We start from the raw sequence: 19,487 nt of genomic DNA, 5'->3' as shown, positions 1-19,487 counted from the left end.
GGGTCAGATGCGTGCGGCATCGGACCCGTTTTCTTTTGTAATGCTGTATTTATTAAAATGCGAACCCAAATCCCGCCCCTACATTAACCACGCCGATAAACCGTTTTTCGCTCACCTGCTCAGAAAAATCAAGTGAACCCCGAATGGCACGGATCGTAACATCTTTAATTTCCGCTTCGGCGCCGATTACATCCGCACTCACCTGGAAAAACAAGGCTCCTGACAAAGGTAACCGCAAACTCGCGCCGCCAGCAAGGCCAAATGCAGTGGTAGAGGCCGGCTTAAGACTTACAGTAATGGGATCTCCACCTGCTTCCGAAGTCCCTAAAAGATCTACCGTCGGAGAGTTTGCCCAGACTTTCCCCGCTTGTGCATGAAGTTCAAGTTGCACCCTATTCATGTTAATGTACAAAGCCGGGCCGATCATCAGTGCATTCAGCTTCCAGTTGGATACGTTACTTTGCCATGTAAAAGACTCGTTCAGGATCTGTGCGTAACTATTCGCTTTGTCCAATATAGGTTGCGAATTCGTTTTATTAATGTTCATACTTCCAGAAGCGCGAAGCCCGATCCACCGTGCGATGCGAAAGTCGTAGTTGGCTTGTCCGAAATATCCCGAACCCGTCAAACCAGCAAACGGATCGTCGAGTTTTTCACGGGCAAGTTCACCAACCGGTAAGCTGTACCCGCCTGTAACAGAGAAAAAGCTGCGTGTGTTCTGCGCTTTGCTTTCGATACTGAATAATAAAAAAAGTGCAATTAGGAACGCGAAGCAATTGGGAGAAATTTTCATAAATCTGGCTGAATATCGTAATAAGGTCCTGTCTGAGTATTTTATTTTTCAACTAAGTTAACATCAAACATACCTGTTTTATTACATTTTTTACAAATGACTTTGTTTGGGGAAATTTTATCAACACAATGTTATATAAATGTCCTGAAAAGGCGATTGGAGGCTTTGGTACAACTTTGGTACTTAAAATTTCAAACTAAATCAATGAAACATGGACAGGCGAGAAACTGATAAAGAAGCCAAAGCGACGAAAAACACCAAAAATGTATGGAAATGGATTTTGGGAGTTGGTATTGTGTTAATGGCAATCGCATTTTGGGGTGGATTTTTCAACCATAATGAAAATTTTACAGAAGCTGAAACGCCTTCATCGCAAGGTGCGGAAGGAGCAGGATCAGCAGCAGCAGCCGACAGCGTTGCGTCCGACACCATCATGGAGAACGTCCGCAAGACAGAATAATGAGGCTATCTTAAAAGTGCATCCCATAAAATTTCGGCAGGATGTTGTGAACGACGTCCTGTTCCGTCTTTTATCTGGTGACGGCAACTGGTTCCGGCAGCGGCCACCAACACTTCATCAGGCTGCTGGCGGACAGTTGGAAAAAGCACCAGCTCGCCTATTTGCATAGAAACCTCATAATGTTCTTCCTCATAGCCAAAAGATCCTGCCATGCCGCAGCAACCAGAGGGAATCAGCTGAACCTGGTAATTTTCTGGCAGCGACAATGCTTTTTTGGAAGCCGATAATGTCGATAATGCTTTTTGATGACAATGCCCATGCAACTTGATCAGTTGCTTTTTTTGTGTAAAAGCACTCTTATTTATTCGTTTGGCGTCGATTTCTCTCGCAATGAATTCCTCAAAAAGTAAAGCATTAGCAGAGACCTTAACGGCATCTTCACGCTGCTCCGCAGGAACAAGGTCAATATATTCATCTCTGAATGAGAGGATTGCAGAGGGCTCAATGCCAATTAGCGGTGTGTCATAGGTGATCAGATCTTTCAATTGAGCCACATTTTTGATCGCCAGTTTTTGCGCTTCTTTCACAAAACCTTTCGACAAATAGGAGCGACCGGATTCATCGTGTTTTGGAATAATCACTTCATAACCCATCGCTTCAAGCAATTCAACGGCCTTTTTGCCAACTTCTACATCATTATAATTGGTGAATTCATCACAGAATAAATAAACCTTCCTAACATTGTCCTGTCTCGGCTTCGGCCTCTTTTTCCACCAATTTTCCAGTGTTTGCGGATGCAAATGCGGCATAGAACGCTCCGGGTGAAAACCCACCATTTTGTTCGCAACTCTTCGGAGGGACGGCGTTCCGAATACGCTATTGAATGCCCAGGGAGCGATGGAGGCCAGTTTCATTTGCTTTGAAAAATTGGCGATCAGCTTGCTGCGCATGGGAATGCCGTGGGTCTCATAATACTGCTGCGTAAATTCTGCTTTCATCTTGCCCACATCCACGCTCGAAGGACATTCAGATTTGCAGCCTTTGCAAGAAAGACAAAGATCCAGCACTTCCTTAACCATTTCTTGTGTCGCACCGATTGGTGTCGCACCGACTGGTGTCGCACCGATTGGTTCTTTCTTATTCGCTGGTGTCAAATACTGCCTTAGAATGTTGGCGCGCGCCCTAGTTGTATCACGCTCCCGGCGCGTTGCCATGTAACTCGGGCACATGGTGCCGCCGGTCAGTTCTGTTTTGCGACAATCTCCTGATCCACTGCACTTTTCAGCCAGGCGGAGCATTCCTTCCTGTTTGGAAAAATCAAAAATTGTCTTGATTTCGGGCTGTGGCTTATCCTGTTCGTAGCGCAGAAACTCGTTCATGGGCGGCGTATCCACGATTTTATTGGCATTGAAAATCCCTTCCGGATCCCAGATCCTCTTCACCTGCCGGAACATTTCGTAAACTTCGCTTCCCATCATATAAGGGATAAATTCGCCCCTTAACCGCCCGTCCCCATGCTCTCCCGAAAGCGAGCCGTTGTATTTTTTTACCAATGCGGCCGTATCCGCCAGAACCTGCCTGAAAAGCTGCTTACCCGCTTCTGTTTTGAGGTTAATCATCGGCTCAACGTGCAACTCACCTGCGCCTGCGTGCGCATAGTATGAAGCGTGCAGACCGTGATTTTTCAGTAGAATTTCAAGTTCCGCAATGTATTCCGGCAGATCTTCCACCGCCACGGCGCAGTCTTCGATCAGGTTAACCGGCTGCGTATCACCCGGCAGGTTTCGGATCAGTCCCAAACCTGCCTTTCGGATATCCCAGGCCTTATTCGCATCCTCTCCAAACAGAAGCGGGTAGGCATAACCCAGTTTTTCGGCTTTAAGTGCAGCGATCAGTCGGGTGGCTTGCTCTTCCACCTCTGCATTGTTATTTCCCCAAAATTCAACCAATAATAAAGCGGCTGGATCGCCCTGCATGAAGAACCGGTTTTGCGAATAAACGGTGTGATCTTTGGTGAAATCCATGATATAGCGATCCACAAGCTCAGAAGCTTTTGGATTAAACTGCATGGCCACGCGGTTGGCATGTAACGATTCGGCGAGCGAGTCCGCATGAACGCAAACCACGCCCACAGAAGCGGGCGGTGCATCCACCAAGGCCAGTTTCGCCTCCGTCACAAAGCATAATGTTCCCTCCGAGCCCGCAATCAGGTTACAGAGATTGATTTCATTTTTTTCAAAACCTTTTACCAAAGCATCCAGCGCATAACCTGAGTTTCTGCGGGTTACCGTTGGTTTGGCAAATTGCTTTTTGATCAATTCCTGATCCACCGGATTGGAAATTAATCCTATCATGCCGGCCAGAATGGCTTGTTCCCTCTTGCTATTTGCTTTCTTTCCTGTGATAATGCTGGTAAAGTCAGAAACAGATTGCTTATTAAATGTCGTTTCCAAACCGTCCGACAGCAATGCTTTTACTTCCAGCAAATGATCGCGCGTGGCTCCCCAGGTGATGGAGTGCAAGCCGCAGGAATTATTTCCGATCATCCCGCCAATCATTGCGCGGCTTGCCGTAGAAGTTTCTGGCCCGAAAAGGAGGCCATATTGCGCCAGATGTTTGTTCAGGTCATCGCGTATCACGCCCGGCTGAACACGCACCCACTTTTCAGCCGCATTAACCTCGATTATTTTTCCAAAATGCTTTGAAATGTCAATCACAATCCCGCTTCCCACCACCTGCCCGGCCAGCGACGTGCCTGCCGCTCGGGGAATGAGCGTTACTTTATTTTTGACTGCAAATTCAATCAGATTGCGAATATCTAGCACCGTTCGCGGCAAAGCTACAGCCAGCGGCATTTCCTGGTAAACAGAAGCATCCGTTGCGTAGATGGACTTTTGGGCCGCATGCAAGGTTGAGTTGTCAAAATAAAGCTCCCCTTCAAATCGGGAACGGAGGTCATTGAATTGTAGGATTGAAACGCGGCTCATTCGGAAAATCGGGAATTAAGAAGCTAAGTTAAAGGAAGTGCTGGGCAAATGCCGCACTATCTTACGTATATTGGCACACTTTTTACACTTGAAAAGTGACCTCAAAACTTATTATACACAAAATGAAAAAAGTCACACTACTGATACTATTGTTTACCAGCATATTGGTAAAAGCCCAGAATACTGCAACTATAACGCTCACTAACCCAAAACAAGGCCCTGTAACCGTAACATTGGTTCAGGAAGATGTTCACTTTCACCCCAATCTGGGCATCGGCCTGGCAGACGTCAAACTGGAACCCGTCGCTTCCACTGATTTTAAAGATAAAACCACTGAAAAAACCGTAATCCAATTGCCCGAACCAAGAATGATGCGGCTGCAATACGGCGGCGGAACGGTTAATAAGACCTGGATGCTATTTATACAACCCGGCGACGACCTGACCATTGCTTTCGCAGACAATGGAGATGTGACTTTTTCAGGCAAAAACGCTAATTATCAGACTTTTCTGAAAAATTATTTTCTAGAAAATCAATTCCAGTATTTACCCGTATTTGGCTACAAACCATCGCAGATCGACAATAAAGCCGTTGTACAACAGAGTGATAGCTTAGAAAAAGTGCGTTTGGATGCCTTCGAAAAGTTTAAGACAGCCAATCCCGTTGTTCCGGGTTTTGAGGCCTATGTTTTGGCTACGACTGCAACGGAGCCTTCGTTAATGAGACGTTTGATCCAGGAAAAAATCATGCGCGGCAATCGCGTCACCAAGCTGGATGACGCGCAGCGCAAAGAGCTTGAAGAAGTTACATTGGCTGATTTTAAGATCATGTCGGATGAAGCATTGCTAAGCCAGTCGTATCGCGATGAGCTTCGCAATTGGGCACTAATCCCTTCGACACGTAAATTCCCACTGGCTTCGGAATCGCGGTACGAGATCAGCCCGGAAGCTTTGAAAGACGTGTATGCATTCAGCAAAGAGAAGCTGGCGAACTATCCGAAACAGAAGGAATATCTGCTCACTTACTGGCTTAATTACGCCGCTACGGCAATTCCAAGTATTGAAACAAGCAAAGCCCTTTTGGAAGATTATAAAGCCACATTCCCTCAGTCGCCGCATTCGGAATATATTTCGAAATTAATTACAGCCAAAGAATCATTGCAGCCTGGCGCGGCGCTTGCTGACGTTACATTATTGAATGTAGACAGCTCAGCCGTAACGGTTTCTTCCCTAACGGGCAAGCCGGTTTGCATGGTATTTTCATTCAGCATTGGCCAGCATGAGCCGGGAATGAAGGCTTTGGAAGACAAATTAGGTGACAAAGCAACGTTTGTTTACGTTTCGGTTGCACCTGGGATCCCATTCGGAACCTGGAAGCAGTATACTAAGGACAGGCCGAATGCCAAGCATCTTTGGGCCTCGGATGAGAACATTGAAATTTTGAAAGAAAAATACGCCATCGACATTCGCTATCCGTTTCTGGTGACGGATGCGTCAGGAAAAATTGTCAACCGCTGGATTCCGCAGGAGTTTCCTGATAACAAAACATTGGCCGCGGAATTGGACAAAGCGGCTCGTTAAATCAAAAATGCACCATCAAGAATAATCGCGGAGCGATGCAATCTTGGTAGCAACATGTCATCAACATTTAGATAAACCCCGGAGGGATGAAACAACACGTACACCGTTTCATCCCTCCGGGATTTTGTCTTGCGCAAACAATCATTTTTGCTACCAATATTATATCCCTCCGGAATTTGGTTTAACAACGTATACAGATCGTGTGGGTTAATTCCTGATTTTTGTAATCAATGGTCAAACTGTAATTGTCACAAATTTGCTTCACAATTGCCAAACCCAATCCTAGCGACTCGCTGCCTGTGGATTCTTTCTTGAACCGGTCGAATAAACTTTCAGGATCTGTTTTTAAGGCATTGCCCGTGTTGCTGACCTGCAAATAATGTTCGCCACAGCTGATTTCCAATGCTCCGTTAACGTAATTGTGGCGAATGGCGTTGTTGAGCAGGTTAACGATCATTATTTCTGCCAGTGCAGGCGACATGAGCACGATAAAATCACCTGCCACATCAATGCTGACACTGAGCTGTTTGTGTGAAATAATGTCTTCAAAGTCTTTCAGTTTTGCTTTTATCAGTTCAGCAAGATTCGTATTTTCCTGTTCTGTAAACTGCTGATTTTCAATTTTAGCTAATAACAATAATCCCTGATTCAGTCGTGAAATCCTGCGCGAGGCATGATAAATTTCCTCTATCCAGTAGGTGTGCTCTTTACCCAAATCGCCCATTTGAATAAATTGTTCAACCCGCGCATTGATCAATGCGAGCGGAGTCTGCATTTCGTGGGATGCGTTTTCGGTGAATTCTTTAAGACTTTTATAATCGTGCTGCATTTTGGAGGCCATTTTTACCATTACATCTTCCAGCTCATTGAACTCCGTAATTTCACTTTTAGCCATTTCCAACTTTTGACTTTTGGTCCAGTCGAAATCCTTAATACTGGCCAGCGAATCGTAAAACGGCTGCCATAATTTGCCCGACAACCGCCGGTAAAAAAAGAACATTCCGAACATTAATAAGCCTAGAAACGTGATCATTGTGGCTGAAATCGCCTCAATGAGTTTATAGGACTGGATCATGGATTTTCGGATCGCGACGCGGTAAGGCGAGCCGCCGATGAATGTGTAAAAAGTAAGTTGCCTGAACGGGTCCAGATTTTCCTCATAGCGGTTCAATATCAGCGTGTCCTTGAAAATCACCTCATTCCTGATCCGGCCCGAAACGGGGATAACTTCGATTTTATTCTCCACAAAATAGGAGTTATCAGACCACGTGTCGTGTGTTTTGACATAGGCCTCGAAATCCCGCCTCTCAACTTTCAGCCTGCTTTCCACTTCATCGTAAATCATGTATTTAATGATCCAATAGAATGCAATGCCGACCGCCAGGTAAATAACAAGCGACGCCAGGAGATAAATGCGGCTGGTTTTTTCGAGTAATTTCAAGGCGCTGTGAATTTGTAACCTATGCCGTAAATAGACTGAATGTAGTCTTTCCCTCCTTTTTCTATAATCTTTTTCCTAAGGTTTTTAATGTGTGAATAAACCATATCCAGCGAATCGGACGAATCCATATGATCGCCCCAGAGATGTTCCGCAATGGATTCCTTGGTCAGCGCAACATCTGTATTGGCCAGAAAGTAAAGCAGCAGATCATATTCTTTCCGCGACAAAACCGCCTCTTTTTCAGCCACAAAAACCTTTCTCGATTGCAACTGAACCCGGATCTCCTTCCAGATCATATCATTATTCCCGCCAAAATTCCGCCTCCTGATCAGCGACTTCACCCGCGCGTTCAACTCCGAAAGGTGAAAGGGTTTGGTCATATAATCGTCCGAGCCGATTTCCAGCCCTTTAATCTTGTCTTCCAGGGTATTACGGGCAGAAATAATAATAATCCCTGTTGCCGCGGCAATCTTCTTTAAAGTCTGCACAATGTTGAAACCGTCCCCATCCGGCAATGTCAGGTCAACGATGGTGCAGTCGTATTGATACAAACTGATTTTCTCATCCGCCTGCCAGAATGTGTTGGCAACTTCACAAATAAATCCTTCGCGTGACAGATATGCCACGATACTTTCCGCCAGGCCCTTCTCATCTTCTACTACTAATATTTTCATCGGTCAACTGCAAGATAACGGACAAATGTAAAGTGGGAATCTGGAAAAATTTAGGAGGATAATATTTTGTGTTACAATGGCTTGAATTGGCAGGTTTTTCCCAAATGTTTCCAGAATTGACTCCTAGTTTCGTCCCAAAATATTGTTGGATTAACTAGTCATTCCATGTTCATTCCTATTTCAAGATTGCTTTCTGCCAGGTTGCTGGAAGCACCCGACAAAGGGCCATTCATCTTTTTGAAAAAACACGCATTGCTGTTTGCATTCTTTATAATGGTCCCAATGTGCGGATTGTTCGCGCAACAGGTGAATTTGCAGGAAATTTTACAGGAAGGCACCCAAAATTATCCCTTCCTAAAATCCAAACAAGCCGAAATCCGCGGCGCGGAAAGCAGGGTTAAATCTGTAAAAACCGATTATTTGCCAACACTCGTTGTGCAGGATCAATATACATTTTCTACAAATAACAGCGTAGCCGGTTCTTTCTGGGGCAATGAAGGAAGTGTGATCTCCCCTTCCGGCGGCATTCGGCCCGAGAACATTTATACAGGCACTTTCGGAAGTTTTACGAGCGCTTTAGTGGATTGGCGGGTCTTCAATTTTGGGAAGGTGAAGGCCAATGTCAAAACGGCGAAAGCTGACCTTATCCGCAGTCAGGCCGATTTTGAAAATGAATTGTTTCAACACCAGGTTCGGATCGTGGACGCTTATCTGGTGCTGCTGATCAATCAAAAACTAGTCGGGGCGCAGCAGCAGAACCTGGAAAGGGCATTGGTTTTCAAGCGCGTAACAGACGCCGCGGTCGGTTCAGGAATGCGGCCGGGCGTGGACAGCTCGCTGGCCAGTGCCGAATATGCCAAGGCAAAATTACTGGTGCTTGAAAGTCAGCGTTCCACCAAAGCGCAGGCATTACGCCTGGCAGAACTCACCGGCCAGTTGCGCGACAGCATGCAGGTGGATACAATGCAATTCTACTCCCAATTGCCTGTCGGGACTTCTTCAACATACTCGTTTTTGAAAAACCCTGCTTTGCGCTTTTCCCAATCACAAATAGACGCTTCCTATGCCAGAAGTGCCGCTGTCCGTAAATCATATCTTCCATCAGTTTCTATTCTGGGCTCTGGCTGGGCGCGCGGTTCGGGCGTTTCCAACAAAGATGATTCGTTTCATACCAGCTTTTCCAGCGGGGTTGATTATCAGGTTTTCAATTATTTATTCGGTGTTTCCACACGCTGGAACCTGACTAACATTCTCCGCGTAAGGAACGATTACAAAACCGAACAGTTTCAGGTTGAGCGTTTTAAAGAACTTTATCAAACCCAAAAACTGCAACTGGATCGTCAATCCCGCGAGGCAGATATGCAATTTCAACTTTCCATGGAGCAGGCACGACTTACTCCGGTGCAGTTAAATGCTGCGCAACGTGCTTTTAATCAGGCGCAAGCCCGCTATCAAAGCGGCTTAACAGACCTTTTCACACTGGCCCAAAGCGTCAATGCATTGAACCGCGCCGAGGTGGACAAATTTGTTACTAACGGCAATGTCTGGCGCGCATTGCTCATGCAGGCGGCAGCCGCCGGAGATCTGTCCATATTCCTTAATCAAGTTGTTAAGTAAATCAATTCATTATGTATCAACTCATTAGAACCGCGCTGCGACAGCCTATTTCCATCGTGGTAGTAGTGATTGGAATTCTTTTCTTTTCCATTCTCTCCATTCGCAGCATTCCTGTCGACATTTTTCCAAACCTGGATTTACCCACCATTTATGTAGTGCAACCTTATGGTGGTATGGCGCCCGATCAGATGGACGGTTTCATTGCGACACGTTATCAGGATCACTTTTTATATGTTTCGGGAATCCGGGATGTGGATGTGAAAACCATTCAGGGCCTTTCGCTGATCAAGCTTTCGTTTTATCCCGGAACCGATATGGCACAGGCTGCCGCGGAGGTCGCGAACAATGTTTCGCGGGCAAAAGCCTACATGCCCGAAGGGACTGTTCCCCCGCAAGTCGTTCGCTTTGATGCAAGTTCCGTTCCGATCGGTCAGATGGTTTTCGAAAGTTCGTCCCGCTCATTGAACGAGATCCAGGATTTTGCCTCTTCCCGCGTGCGGCCGATGTTTAGCCGTATTGAAGGCGTTTCCAGTCCGCCGCCATTCGGTGGTAACCAGCGCACCATCGTCATCCGTGTTGATCCTGAGCGCGTTAGAAGTTACCATTTGACGCCGGAAGAAATTATCAAATCCATTATCACCAACAACCAGCCGTCCCCCGCCGGTAACATCCGCATGGGCGACCGGACATTGATGACGCCCGTCAACTCACTGATTAATAAACCCGAAGATTTCCTCAACATTCCGATCCGCGTTGGCGCAGGCCCTACTGTGTTCATTCGTGATGTGGGCACGGTGGAAGATGGCGCCGACGTAACGGTAAGTTATGCATTGATCAATGGCCGCCGTGCCGTTTACATTCCTGTGGTTAAAAAGTCGGATGCTTCTACGCTGGATGTGGTGAATAACATTCGCGCTGCGCTGCCGCAGTTAAGGAATGCTGTTCCGGAGGATGTGAAGATCTCCTATGAATTTGACCAATCAGTTTACGTGACCAATTCGCTCAAAAGCTTGATTACAGAAGGGATTCTGGGCGCATTACTAACCGGATTAATGGTGCTTTTGTTTTTGCGTGACTGGCGTAGTGTGATCATTGTAATTGTCACTATTCCAATTTCAATTCTCTCTGCTGTGATTCTGATGAATTTGTTTGGTCAAACCATCAACATCATGACATTAAGCGGTTTGGCACTGGCAATTGGTGTTTTGGTGGATCAGGCAACGGTTACGATTGAGAACATTCACCAACATCAGGAAATGGGAAAACCAAAGGAACAGGCGATTTGGGATGCTTGTAAGGAGATTGCCTTCCCTGAATTTCTGATCCTGCTGGCCATTCTGGCGGTTTTTGCGCCTTCGTTCGTGATGAGCGGCATTCCGAGATCTATGTTTTTGCCTCTGTCGCTGGCAGTTGGTTTTGCAATGATTGCTTCGTTTTTGTTATCGCAGACATTGGTCCCCGTTTTGGCCAACTGGCTGCTGAAAGATCATCCAAAACATGAAGCGCCGACCCTGGCACTCGACAAGCGGGAAATTGATAATGTCATTGAAGAAGGTGCGCATCCATCATTGCCGGTAAAGGGTTTTGAAAAATTCAAACTGAAATACATCGATTTCCTGGGAGGCATAATGCGAAAAGGAAAGATGGTGGTTCCGGTTTATCTGGTTGGAGCTGTTGCATTGATCTTCGGCGGATTCTTCTTGATAGGAACTGATATTTTACCAAAGGCCAATAGCCACCAATTCCAGATGCGCCTGCGCATTGCGGACGGAACACGGGTGGAGCGCACCGAGCAGGCAACATTAAAAGTGCTCGATTTGATCAAGTCGGAAGTGGGTCAGGAACATGTTGAGATTTCGTCGGCATATGTTGGAACAGTGCCTTCCAGTTATGGAACTTCCAACATTTTCGTGTTCAACAGCGGGCCGCACGAAGCTGTATTGCAGGTTTCCCTGCATGAAGATTTTCCCGTGAAAATGGATGCATTAAAAGAAAAACTGCGCGAACGCATCGGTAAGGAAATTCCTGCATTGAAAATTTCATTCGAACCCATTGAACTCGTAGACAAGATCATGAGCCAGGGCGCATCCACGCCCATTGAAGTGAGTGTTGCCGCTAAGGACGTTGAAGAGGCCGGACGATTCGCTAAAAGAATTCAAAAAGAAATGCAGCGCATTGCTTTTCTGCGGGACGTTCAAATCGCGCAGCCATTGGAATATCCGGTGCTGAATGTTGAGATTAACCGCGAACGCGCCGGTCAGCTTGGCATAACCTCGACCCAGGTTGCCAGATCAATGGTTGCCGCAACATCATCGAGCCGTTTTACGGATAAAAATCTATGGCTGGACGATGCGAAAGGGTTGGCCTATCAGGTTCAGGTTCAGATTCCTGAGTATCAAATGACTTCTGTGGAAGACATTGGGACAATCCCACTGAAAACCGGCGTTAGCAACCCGTTACTGGCCGATGTGGCCACATTTTCAGAAAAAACAGCGCCGGGTGAATACGACCGAGCCGGACCGAACCGCCTGGTGACCGTGACGGCCAATATTCATAAAAAAGATCTTGGTGCCGCTACGAAAGCCGTTGAAACAGCCATCAAAAAAGCCGGAGAGCCTCCACGCGGTGTTTTGGTGGAACTTAAAGGCCAGTCTGACTTGCTGACAGAAACATTAAGCAGTTTGCAAATTGGCTTGGTTATCGCCATTGTCATCATGTTCTTGCTGCTATCTGCGACTTATCAATCATTCAAATTATCACTTGTGGTGCTTTCGACAATCCCAGCGGTTGTTGTCGGCTCAATCGGATTACTACTTTTAACCGGCGCCACTTTGAACCTGCAATCTTACATGGGTTTGATTATGTCTGTCGGAGTTTCCGTGGCCAATGCGATTTTGATGGTTACCAATGCAGAAAACCTGCGGTTACAGCTCAACGACTCGTATAAGGCCGTGATTTTGGCTGCCGGAAGCAGGATACGGCCTATTTTAATGACCAGTATTGCAATGATCGCCGGGATGATCCCGATGGCATCCGGCTTAGGTGAGGGCGGTGACCAGATTGCACCGCTGGGACAAGCCGTAATCGGTGGGCTTATCGCCTCTACATTGGCCTCACTGCTTATTCTTCCCGCCGTATTCACAATGGTTCAGAAAAAAGCCTCCATACATTCATTATCGCTCGATCCGGAAGATCCGGAAAGCAATTTTTTCCGAAATAAACTTCAAACTTCCATTTCCATGAACACCCTGAAATCGTTAATTATCATTGGAACAGTTTCATTTGGCATGCTGTCCTGCAATTCTGAGGCTGAAACCACTGAACATAAAGGGCAAAAAGAGGAGAACGCGCCTGCGACCGAAATGGCTGTCGTACAGAGTCTGAAACCAGCCAAACAGCTCGCATTACCCGGCGAATTGAAGCCATGGAATAAGGTTAGCATTCACTCGAAGGTGAAAGGATTCGTAAAAAGTGTAAATGTGGATCGTGGAACAATGGTGCGAAAAGGACAAATACTTGCAACGCTCGAGGCGCCGGAGGTTTTATCAGAATTAAGTCAGGCAAAAGCACAGCTGATTGCATCGGAAGCAGCATTACATGAAAGCACGACCCGTTTCCGGACCAGTTCACTTACCTATAACCGGCTGTTACAAACCAACCGGACCGAAGGCGCCGTGTCGCTCAATGAACTGGATTTGGCAAAAGGGAGGTCGATTACAGACAGTTCGGCTGTGGCAATGGCCCAGGGAAATGTGCAGGCTGCCCGCTCCTATATGGAAACAAAATTACAACTAGCGAATTACCTGACTGTTGCAGCACCATTTGACGGTATAATAACTGAGCGAAACATCAGTCCAGGCGCATTAGTAGGCCCCGGCGAGAGCGGTGCAAAGCCTTTATTTGTTTTGGAAGACAATACAAAATTGAGGTTAACCTTGGCCATTCCCGAGAATTTATCCAATGCAATTCCCACAAAAGGCGAGATCAGTTTCACCGTTTCAGCTAGTCCTGAAAAGCGATATAAAGGCGTCTATGCGAGAAGTTCGAGGACATTAACGGAAGAAAACCGTTCTATGGTGACTGAATTCGACGTTGATAACCGTTCAAATGAGCTCAAAGCGGGTATGTATGCGCAGGTAAATTTGAACACTGCCCGCACCGCAAACACATTATTCGTGCCAACTTCCGCCGTAGTCTATTCCAGTGAGCAAGTTTTTGTGATCCGCGGAAAAGACAAAAAAGCAGAATGGGTACCCGTAAAAAGAGGCACCGTGGTGGACACACTGGTAGAAGTCTTCGGAGATCTGCACGCCGGTGACCCGATTGTAAAAAAAGCTTCGGAAGAATTTAGGAACGGGGAGAATCTATAATATTAAGGATAGAGAATATAGGAGCAAAAGTTGCCATTATGACAACTTTTGCTCCTATATTTGTGTTTTGAAAATACACACATTGCATGAACGTTATCAGCTTCAAGAAATTAAGAGATTTTTACAACGCACATCCGGATTCAAAGGCACACCTGACATCGTGGTTCAAGACGGTCAAAAAGGCGGATTGGAAAGATTTCAACGCTGTCAAACGGGACTTCAGAAGTGTGGACCTTGTAGCAGACAATAGATTGATATTCAACATTAAAGGAAATCATTATCGTTTGATTGCAAGGACAAGTTATGAGCACAAGAGAATTATGATTAAGTGGATTGGAACGCACGCTGAATACGATAACATAAACGCAGCCAAAATATGAGAGATTTGGATATGGAGCTGAAAATCATTGAAACAGAAGAAGAATATAACAATGCAATCACCCGCATTGACGAACTCTTTGACGCCAAAAAGGGTAGCCAGGATGCGAAAGAGCTCGATCTTTTGGTTTTGCTTGTCAATAAATATGAGCTGGAAAATTTTCCCATTGACGAACCCGACCCAATTGAATACATCAAGATCAGAATGGAAGAAATGGGGCTGAAAGCGAGCGATCTAGTGCCTTATATGGGTAACAAAGGAAATGTTTCCCGTGTACTAAATCGAAAACGCGGATTGTCCATTGAAATGATTCGCAATCTCCATAAAGGCTTGGGATTTCCGCTGGACGTGTTGGTCTCCGAGCCTAAACTTAAACCGGCCTAAACTGAAAAAAGCAGCTCAGCGCTGCTTTTTTCGGTTTAATAAGAAATGCCCTTAATTCCTGCTATACGTATCCAGTGTAGCCTGCGGGAAAGTTTTAAGAATGTCCGTCATGGTGTTTTTTACCATTGTTTCGCGGTCTTCTTTTTTGGTCGGGGCTTTCACTTTGCCGGAAGCCCATCCCTGCCAAACCATCCGGTCGCTGTTTTTCTGATAAATATTCAGGATAAAACGGCTTTCCTGATAGTTGTAAGTCGAAATGTTATTTCCTCCGCCGTACCACCACATATATGGTGAGTACATGTTGTTGGAACGCACTTGCTGACGGTCTTTCACATCGGTCATAAATCTTACGATAATGTCGGGATTTTTGGTATCCATTTTATAACCTTTGGCCTCCATCACTTCCACAACCGCATCTCCCAGCCTTCTTCTGTTCAATTCACTTCCCAAAAGCGGATCCTGCTCCATATTGTGCTCGGCTTCCACCTTGAAAGTTTTGAATTGCTTAAGATTGACAGAAGAATCATAATCATAACTTACCTGTAGTGCCTGACTGCACGCAATCATTAAAGCACCCGCCACAACCACCGCTACGGTGGATTTCATCAACTTCACTATGGTTTTCATGTTTGTTTGAACGTTTAGTTTTACTAATAATCTGACAGTTTCCGAGGGCAAAAGTTTAATTGTCCGGACAACAATATCATATAAACTATAAACAAATATTTTTGGTATATAAGTTTAAAAAAAACATTTTATCAATACCCTTAAACACATCAGAAACAGCGATTTCTATTTATGCAAACGTTTGCATAAACTGCCTTAAATGGTAGACAAGAATAGTCCAGAAATGGTTGTAAACAAATACGCGCCCGGGGCTAACCGGACGCGATGTACTGGGAATTTATAGGGACCACAAACTTTTACTGCAAAGGGCTAGACTTTCTTATAGTCTGGATGCTTGTAGGGATCTCGATATGGACGGGCCAAAAGTGCGTTGGCTTCTCTATCCCCTACAATTTCGCGTTTTACCGGATCATAAACAATGGGTCGCCCGGTTTTCATGGAAAGATTTGCGAGAATACAGCTTGCCGTAGAAATATGACCTTCCTCGATGTCGGCAACAGGCTTGCTGCTGTTGTCGATCGCGCTTAAAAAGTCGAGCATATGGAGTCGCGTTGCCGGAGCTGCATTTAGTTCAATCGCCTTTTCCGTTACATCCTCCGGATATTTTTCTTTTTCAAAAACAACATCTTTATGGATCTTCTCACCTTTGCCCTGGGGAATGAAATCATAGGCCATTGTGCTCGCCCATAACGTTCCTTTTTCTCCATATAGCGTAAATGACCAGGGATAATCCGGATTATTAGGCGTCCCCCACGTGCGGTGCTGCCATACGCAATTCAGGTCATCGTATTCAAAAATCGCTGATTGCGTGTCGGAAATATTGGATTTACCTTCTTTCTGAACATAAATTCCACCGGTCGAACTAATCTTCTTCGGCCAGCCCAGTTTGAGCATCCATCGCACAGTATCGAACATATGCACGCACATATCACCCGTGATGCCGTTTCCGTATTCCATGAACGTTCTCCACCAGCGGACGTGCGGCAAGCCGTCATACGGCCTCAAGGGAGCGGGACCAGTCCATTTTTCGTAGTCGAGATAGTCAGGAACCGCTTCAACCGGCGGGTTGCCATTGTTACGCATATGATAGTAGCAGCACATTTCCACATGTGAAATTTTGCCCAGCAAGCCTGCATCAACAATGTTCTTCTTCGCGTCGATCAAATGCGGTGTGCTTTTCCGCTGCGTTCCTACCTGAACTACTTTTTTATATTTACGGGCAGCTGCCACCATTGCCTCGCCTTCCATCACATCAACGCTGATAGGTTTCTGCACATATACGTGCGCACCTGCCTTCACGGCGTCAATCATTTGCAACGCGTGCCAGTGATCAGGCGTGCCTATCAGCACAATGTCCATTTCGTTCTCTGCAAGCATTTTCTGGTAATCGCCATAAAGCTTCGGCGTCTTACCCGATTTTTGGCGTTGGCTTACCAATTTCCCAGCCTCATTCAACTGATTTTTATCAACATCACAAAGCGCGAGCACTTCAACCGGAGCCACTTGTATCAACCTGAACAAATCACTTTTACCATACCATCCCGTGCCAATTAGTCCCACACGAAGCGTTTTTGCCGGGTTAATTAGATCCATTCCCCTCGCACCAAATGTTGAGAGCGCAAGTGCCGCCGTAGCACCGTGCAAAAAACTCCGGCGATTGATATTGAAACTGTTCATTGACTAAATGGTTGGTTATGGTCTGGTTTAGTTGTTACTAAAAGGGATTTGAATGGCAGGTTTACTTTCAGCCAAAATTATTTTAATTAATTCCGTGACCACAACGATCCTTCTCCGACTATTGTGACCTAAGCGTTAGTAATAATTTAGATATGGACAAGATTATTGCCACGACGGTGAGAAGTATGCTTGCCTTTTTCAAAAGGAATCCAAGTCTCTCTATTTATTTTTCCGGAAGCACACCGGCGCGCACAAGATTGTATTCCATCATAGTCGGAAAAGAACTTTTAGAAGCAAGTAAAATTTTCGAAATTTATGGCTTGCAGGGAAATGCAAAGGAGCTATTTGTTTCAAATCATAAGTATGATGCGTTCCTTATCACATACATAAAATTTTAGTCCAATGAACACAACAGCAAGAAGCAAGAGAACTAAATTCAGAAAGGAAACCACTTATGCCTCGTTGGAAGAAGCGGTCGAAGCAAAATTGGTTATAGCTCGCAAACAACTGGAAGGTGTAGACCTAAGTTTTTTTGAAGAAAAAAAGAAACTACAATAATCATTTCAAATACTCCCCAACATTCTCCTTCGTCACCAACTGAAAAGGAATTAAAACTTCCTGCTCAAACTTCTCCTTCTTGGCCGCTTTCACGGCAGTTTCAATGGCTTTACCGCCTTGTTCCTGTGCGTTTTGGAAAATTGTAGCGTTTAGGGCGCCTTTTTTAACAGATTGCAATGCGTCCGGAATTGCGTCGACACTTACTACGATCACTTTGTCTTTCAAACCTGCGGCTTCGAGTGCCTTAACGGCCCCCATGCCCATTTCGTCATTATGTGCAAAAACAGCATTGATTTTTGAACCGTAGGATTGGATCCAGTTTTCCATTAATGACATGGCTTTTGCGCGATCCCATTCACCGGTTTGCTCGGCGAGGAGCTTCATTCCCGGATTCGCTTTAAGGATTTCCTTTGCACCATTATCCCTTTTAATCTGCGCAGCCTGACCCATGAATCCGTGCATAATGAGCACATTTCCTTTGCCGTTGAGCTTTTCGGCAAGATATTTCATAGCAATGCGGGCAGATTCTGTGTCATCGGAACCGACGAATGCTGTTGGCTTGGCAGAGGTTTCTGAATTGACATTAATGATTGGGATGTTGGCATCCATCGCAAGTTTCACAGCTGGTGAACTAGCTTCTACTTCGCAAGGGTTCATAATGATCGCGTCCACGCCCTGTGCGATAAAGCTTTCAACCTGTTCCACTTGCTTCAAAGCCGAGCGTTCCGCATCAACCGTTATCAATTCCACTCCCAGCTCTTTGGCTTTGGCTTCCATTTCGTCGCTGACGTTAACGATGAACTCGTTTTGCATGCTCAGCATTGTCGCGCCTACAACCAGTTTTTTACCAGAACCATTTTCGCCGCCTTCACTTTTTTGGGACTGATTGCAACTCGCGATTGCGATAGATAATGCTGCTATTAGGATGTATTTCATTGAATTTTTAGTCATATTTTAAACTAAATGCTAAGCCGACAATTTTAGCTAGCGATCTTTTTTACCCATACTATCCAACACCACTGCGCCGATAATTATGATTCCCATTACAACTTGCTGATAGTATGAAGTTACATTCAATAAATCCAGACTATTGCTGATCACACCAATCAGCAAAGCACCGATCAGCGTTCCGGTCATAGTGCCTGTCCCCCCGGACGTGCTCGTTCCTCCAATGATAGCGGCCGCAATAGCGTCCAGCTCGAAGCCTGCGCCTGCGTTAGGTTGGCCGGTTGTAATTCTGGATGTTAGTAAAATCCCTCCCACAGCAGAAAGCAGTCCGCAAAGCGTATATACCCACATTTTCACATTGGTTACATTGATTCCGGATGCTCGCGCGGCTGGCTCGTTTCCGCCTACCGCATACATATAGCGGCCGAGGACGGTTTTGTTTAAAATGACTGAGCAAACCATGAATGCAATGATGAGGATAATAATAGGGAAAGGAATGCCGAAGACATTTCCGCCTCCTATGAAATTAAATGAGTCTGATAGATTGGAAATAGGCCTGCCCTTGCTGAGAATTAATGCAAGCCCCCGGCCAATAGTCATGGTGCCAAGGGTTACGATAAATGGCGGCACTTTACTTTTTGTAATAACAAAACCATTGAATGCGCCGAAAAATACACCCGCTGCCAACCCAGCGAACAGCGGCACTAGCAAAGGATAGGTGTCCGGATGGGCGAACATGGCTGCGGTAACCCCGGCTACGGCGACCATTGATCCCAGCGAAAGATCAATCCCGCCGGTAATGATGACAAAGGTGACACCAAATGCGAGTAATGCATTGATGGAAACCTGCGTGCCGATGATCATTAAATTGGGAATGGTAAAAAACCGGGGTGTGCTCAATGCTAATGCAATGCATATCAATGCAAAAGCGAGGAAAATGCCATATTGGGTAAAACGCTGTAAGCGGAAAGATTTATCCATAATTCTATTGA

Annotated in this window: 15 protein-coding genes and 1 pseudogene; 8 read left to right on the top strand and 8 right to left on the bottom strand. The window is 45.7% G+C overall.

The features are described from left to right. Positions 1-52: 52 nt before the first annotated feature. Positions 53-793: a hypothetical protein gene (locus B5X68_RS16520; protein WP_082215868.1), complete on the bottom strand. Its 741-nt coding sequence runs from the start codon at positions 791-793 to the stop codon at positions 53-55. A 211-nt stretch (positions 794-1,004) separates the two neighbouring features. On the opposite strand from B5X68_RS16520, the gene B5X68_RS16515 reads away from it, so the two are divergent. Beyond that, positions 1,005-1,253: a YrdB family protein gene (locus B5X68_RS16515; RefSeq protein ID WP_082215867.1), complete on the top strand. Its 249-nt coding sequence runs from the start codon at positions 1,005-1,007 to the stop codon at positions 1,251-1,253. Between the two features lie 5 nt (positions 1,254-1,258). Here the strand turns inward: B5X68_RS16515 and B5X68_RS16510 are convergent, their stop codons facing one another. Next, positions 1,259-4,240, bottom strand: coding sequence for an FAD-binding and (Fe-S)-binding domain-containing protein (locus B5X68_RS16510; RefSeq protein ID WP_082215866.1), 2,982 nt, complete (start codon positions 4,238-4,240; stop codon positions 1,259-1,261). Positions 4,241-4,362: 122 nt separating this feature from the next. Here B5X68_RS16510 and B5X68_RS16505 point away from each other — a divergent pair, with 122 nt between their 5' ends. Beyond that, on the top strand, positions 4,363-5,820 hold the full coding sequence (locus B5X68_RS16505) for a thioredoxin domain-containing protein (protein ID WP_082215865.1): 1,458 nt from the start codon (positions 4,363-4,365) through the stop codon (positions 5,818-5,820). Between the two features lie 181 nt (positions 5,821-6,001). On the opposite strand, the gene B5X68_RS16500 is transcribed toward B5X68_RS16505, so the two are convergent. Continuing rightward, a complete protein-coding gene (locus B5X68_RS16500; RefSeq protein ID WP_170916667.1) occupies positions 6,002-7,261 on the bottom strand; it encodes a sensor histidine kinase in 1,260 nt (419 codons plus the stop codon). After that, the gene (locus B5X68_RS16495) at positions 7,258-7,935 is read right to left on the bottom strand and encodes a response regulator transcription factor (protein WP_082215864.1); all 678 of its coding nucleotides are present in this window, start codon (positions 7,933-7,935) and stop codon (positions 7,258-7,260) included. Before B5X68_RS16495 ends, B5X68_RS16500 begins: the two co-directional genes overlap by 4 nt. A gap of 165 nt (positions 7,936-8,100) precedes the next feature. Between B5X68_RS16495 and B5X68_RS16490 the strand changes: the two genes are divergently transcribed. From B5X68_RS16490 to B5X68_RS16475, 4 genes are all read left to right on the top strand, one after another. After that, on the top strand, positions 8,101-9,552 hold the full coding sequence (locus B5X68_RS16490; protein ID WP_141110321.1) for a TolC family protein: 1,452 nt from the start codon (positions 8,101-8,103) through the stop codon (positions 9,550-9,552). 11 nt (positions 9,553-9,563) lie between these two features. Beyond that, on the top strand, positions 9,564-13,922 hold the full coding sequence (locus B5X68_RS16485) for an efflux RND transporter permease subunit (protein WP_082215863.1): 4,359 nt from the start codon (positions 9,564-9,566) through the stop codon (positions 13,920-13,922). An 86-nt stretch (positions 13,923-14,008) separates the two neighbouring features. Further along, entirely contained in the window at positions 14,009-14,302 is a 294-nt protein-coding gene (locus B5X68_RS16480) for a type II toxin-antitoxin system HigB family toxin (RefSeq protein WP_082215862.1), read from the top strand. Further along, the gene (locus B5X68_RS16475) at positions 14,299-14,685 is read left to right on the top strand and encodes a helix-turn-helix domain-containing protein (protein ID WP_229208453.1); all 387 of its coding nucleotides are present in this window, start codon (positions 14,299-14,301) and stop codon (positions 14,683-14,685) included. Before B5X68_RS16480 ends, B5X68_RS16475 begins: the two co-directional genes overlap by 4 nt. 51 nt (positions 14,686-14,736) lie before the next feature. Here the strand turns inward: B5X68_RS16475 and B5X68_RS16470 are convergent, their stop codons facing one another. Together B5X68_RS16470 and B5X68_RS16465 are read right to left on the bottom strand one after the other, a co-directional pair. After that, positions 14,737-15,312: a DUF4136 domain-containing protein gene (locus B5X68_RS16470; RefSeq protein WP_082215860.1), complete on the bottom strand. Its 576-nt coding sequence runs from the start codon at positions 15,310-15,312 to the stop codon at positions 14,737-14,739. Between the two features lie 309 nt (positions 15,313-15,621). Further along, on the bottom strand, positions 15,622-16,989 hold the full coding sequence (locus B5X68_RS16465) for a Gfo/Idh/MocA family protein (RefSeq protein WP_082215859.1): 1,368 nt from the start codon (positions 16,987-16,989) through the stop codon (positions 15,622-15,624). 128 nt (positions 16,990-17,117) lie between these two features. On the opposite strand from B5X68_RS16465, the pseudogene B5X68_RS29480 reads away from it, so the two are divergent. Then, positions 17,118-17,387 (top strand): annotated as a pseudogene (locus B5X68_RS29480) (DUF6934 family protein); the annotation flags it as partial. A 4-nt stretch (positions 17,388-17,391) separates the two neighbouring features. Then, entirely contained in the window at positions 17,392-17,547 is a 156-nt protein-coding gene (locus B5X68_RS28955; RefSeq protein WP_170916666.1) for a hypothetical protein, read from the top strand. On the opposite strand, the gene B5X68_RS16455 is transcribed toward B5X68_RS28955, so the two are convergent. Next, on the bottom strand, positions 17,548-18,483 hold the full coding sequence (locus B5X68_RS16455; protein ID WP_082215857.1) for a sugar ABC transporter substrate-binding protein: 936 nt from the start codon (positions 18,481-18,483) through the stop codon (positions 17,548-17,550). A gap of 48 nt (positions 18,484-18,531) precedes the next feature. Continuing rightward, entirely contained in the window at positions 18,532-19,476 is a 945-nt protein-coding gene (locus tag B5X68_RS16450; RefSeq protein ID WP_082215856.1) for an ABC transporter permease, read from the bottom strand. Between the last annotated feature and the right edge of the window lie 11 nt (positions 19,477-19,487).

Source organism: Dyadobacter psychrophilus (assembly GCF_900167945.1).
Taxonomy (GTDB): Bacteria; Bacteroidota; Bacteroidia; order Cytophagales; family Spirosomataceae; genus Dyadobacter; species Dyadobacter psychrophilus.
Note: the sequence above shows the minus strand (reverse complement) of the source record. Positions and strands in the feature narration are given on the sequence as shown.

What these genes read in the sequence shown, in the direction of transcription:
- B5X68_RS16520 (WP_082215868.1), bottom strand. Translation starts at nt 793, where the DNA reads ATGAAAATTTCTCCCAATTGCTTCGCGTTCCTAATTGCACTTTTTTTA.
- B5X68_RS16515 (WP_082215867.1), top strand. Translation starts at nt 1,005, where the DNA reads ATGGACAGGCGAGAAACTGATAAAGAAGCCAAAGCGACGAAAAACACC.
- B5X68_RS16510 (WP_082215866.1), bottom strand. Translation starts at nt 4,240, where the DNA reads ATGAGCCGCGTTTCAATCCTACAATTCAATGACCTCCGTTCCCGATTT.
- B5X68_RS16505 (WP_082215865.1), top strand. Translation starts at nt 4,363, where the DNA reads ATGAAAAAAGTCACACTACTGATACTATTGTTTACCAGCATATTGGTA.
- B5X68_RS16495 (WP_082215864.1), bottom strand. Translation starts at nt 7,935, where the DNA reads ATGAAAATATTAGTAGTAGAAGATGAGAAGGGCCTGGCGGAAAGTATC.
- B5X68_RS16490 (WP_141110321.1), top strand. Translation starts at nt 8,101, where the DNA reads ATGTTCATTCCTATTTCAAGATTGCTTTCTGCCAGGTTGCTGGAAGCA.
- B5X68_RS16485 (WP_082215863.1), top strand. Translation starts at nt 9,564, where the DNA reads ATGTATCAACTCATTAGAACCGCGCTGCGACAGCCTATTTCCATCGTG.
- B5X68_RS16480 (WP_082215862.1), top strand. Translation starts at nt 14,009, where the DNA reads ATGAACGTTATCAGCTTCAAGAAATTAAGAGATTTTTACAACGCACAT.
- B5X68_RS16475 (WP_229208453.1), top strand. Translation starts at nt 14,299, where the DNA reads ATGAGAGATTTGGATATGGAGCTGAAAATCATTGAAACAGAAGAAGAA.
- B5X68_RS16470 (WP_082215860.1), bottom strand. Translation starts at nt 15,312, where the DNA reads ATGAAAACCATAGTGAAGTTGATGAAATCCACCGTAGCGGTGGTTGTG.
- B5X68_RS16465 (WP_082215859.1), bottom strand. Translation starts at nt 16,989, where the DNA reads ATGAACAGTTTCAATATCAATCGCCGGAGTTTTTTGCACGGTGCTACG.
- B5X68_RS28955 (WP_170916666.1), top strand. Translation starts at nt 17,392, where the DNA reads ATGAACACAACAGCAAGAAGCAAGAGAACTAAATTCAGAAAGGAAACC.
- B5X68_RS16455 (WP_082215857.1), bottom strand. Translation starts at nt 18,483, where the DNA reads ATGAAATACATCCTAATAGCAGCATTATCTATCGCAATCGCGAGTTGC.
- B5X68_RS16450 (WP_082215856.1), bottom strand. Translation starts at nt 19,476, where the DNA reads ATGGATAAATCTTTCCGCTTACAGCGTTTTACCCAATATGGCATTTTC.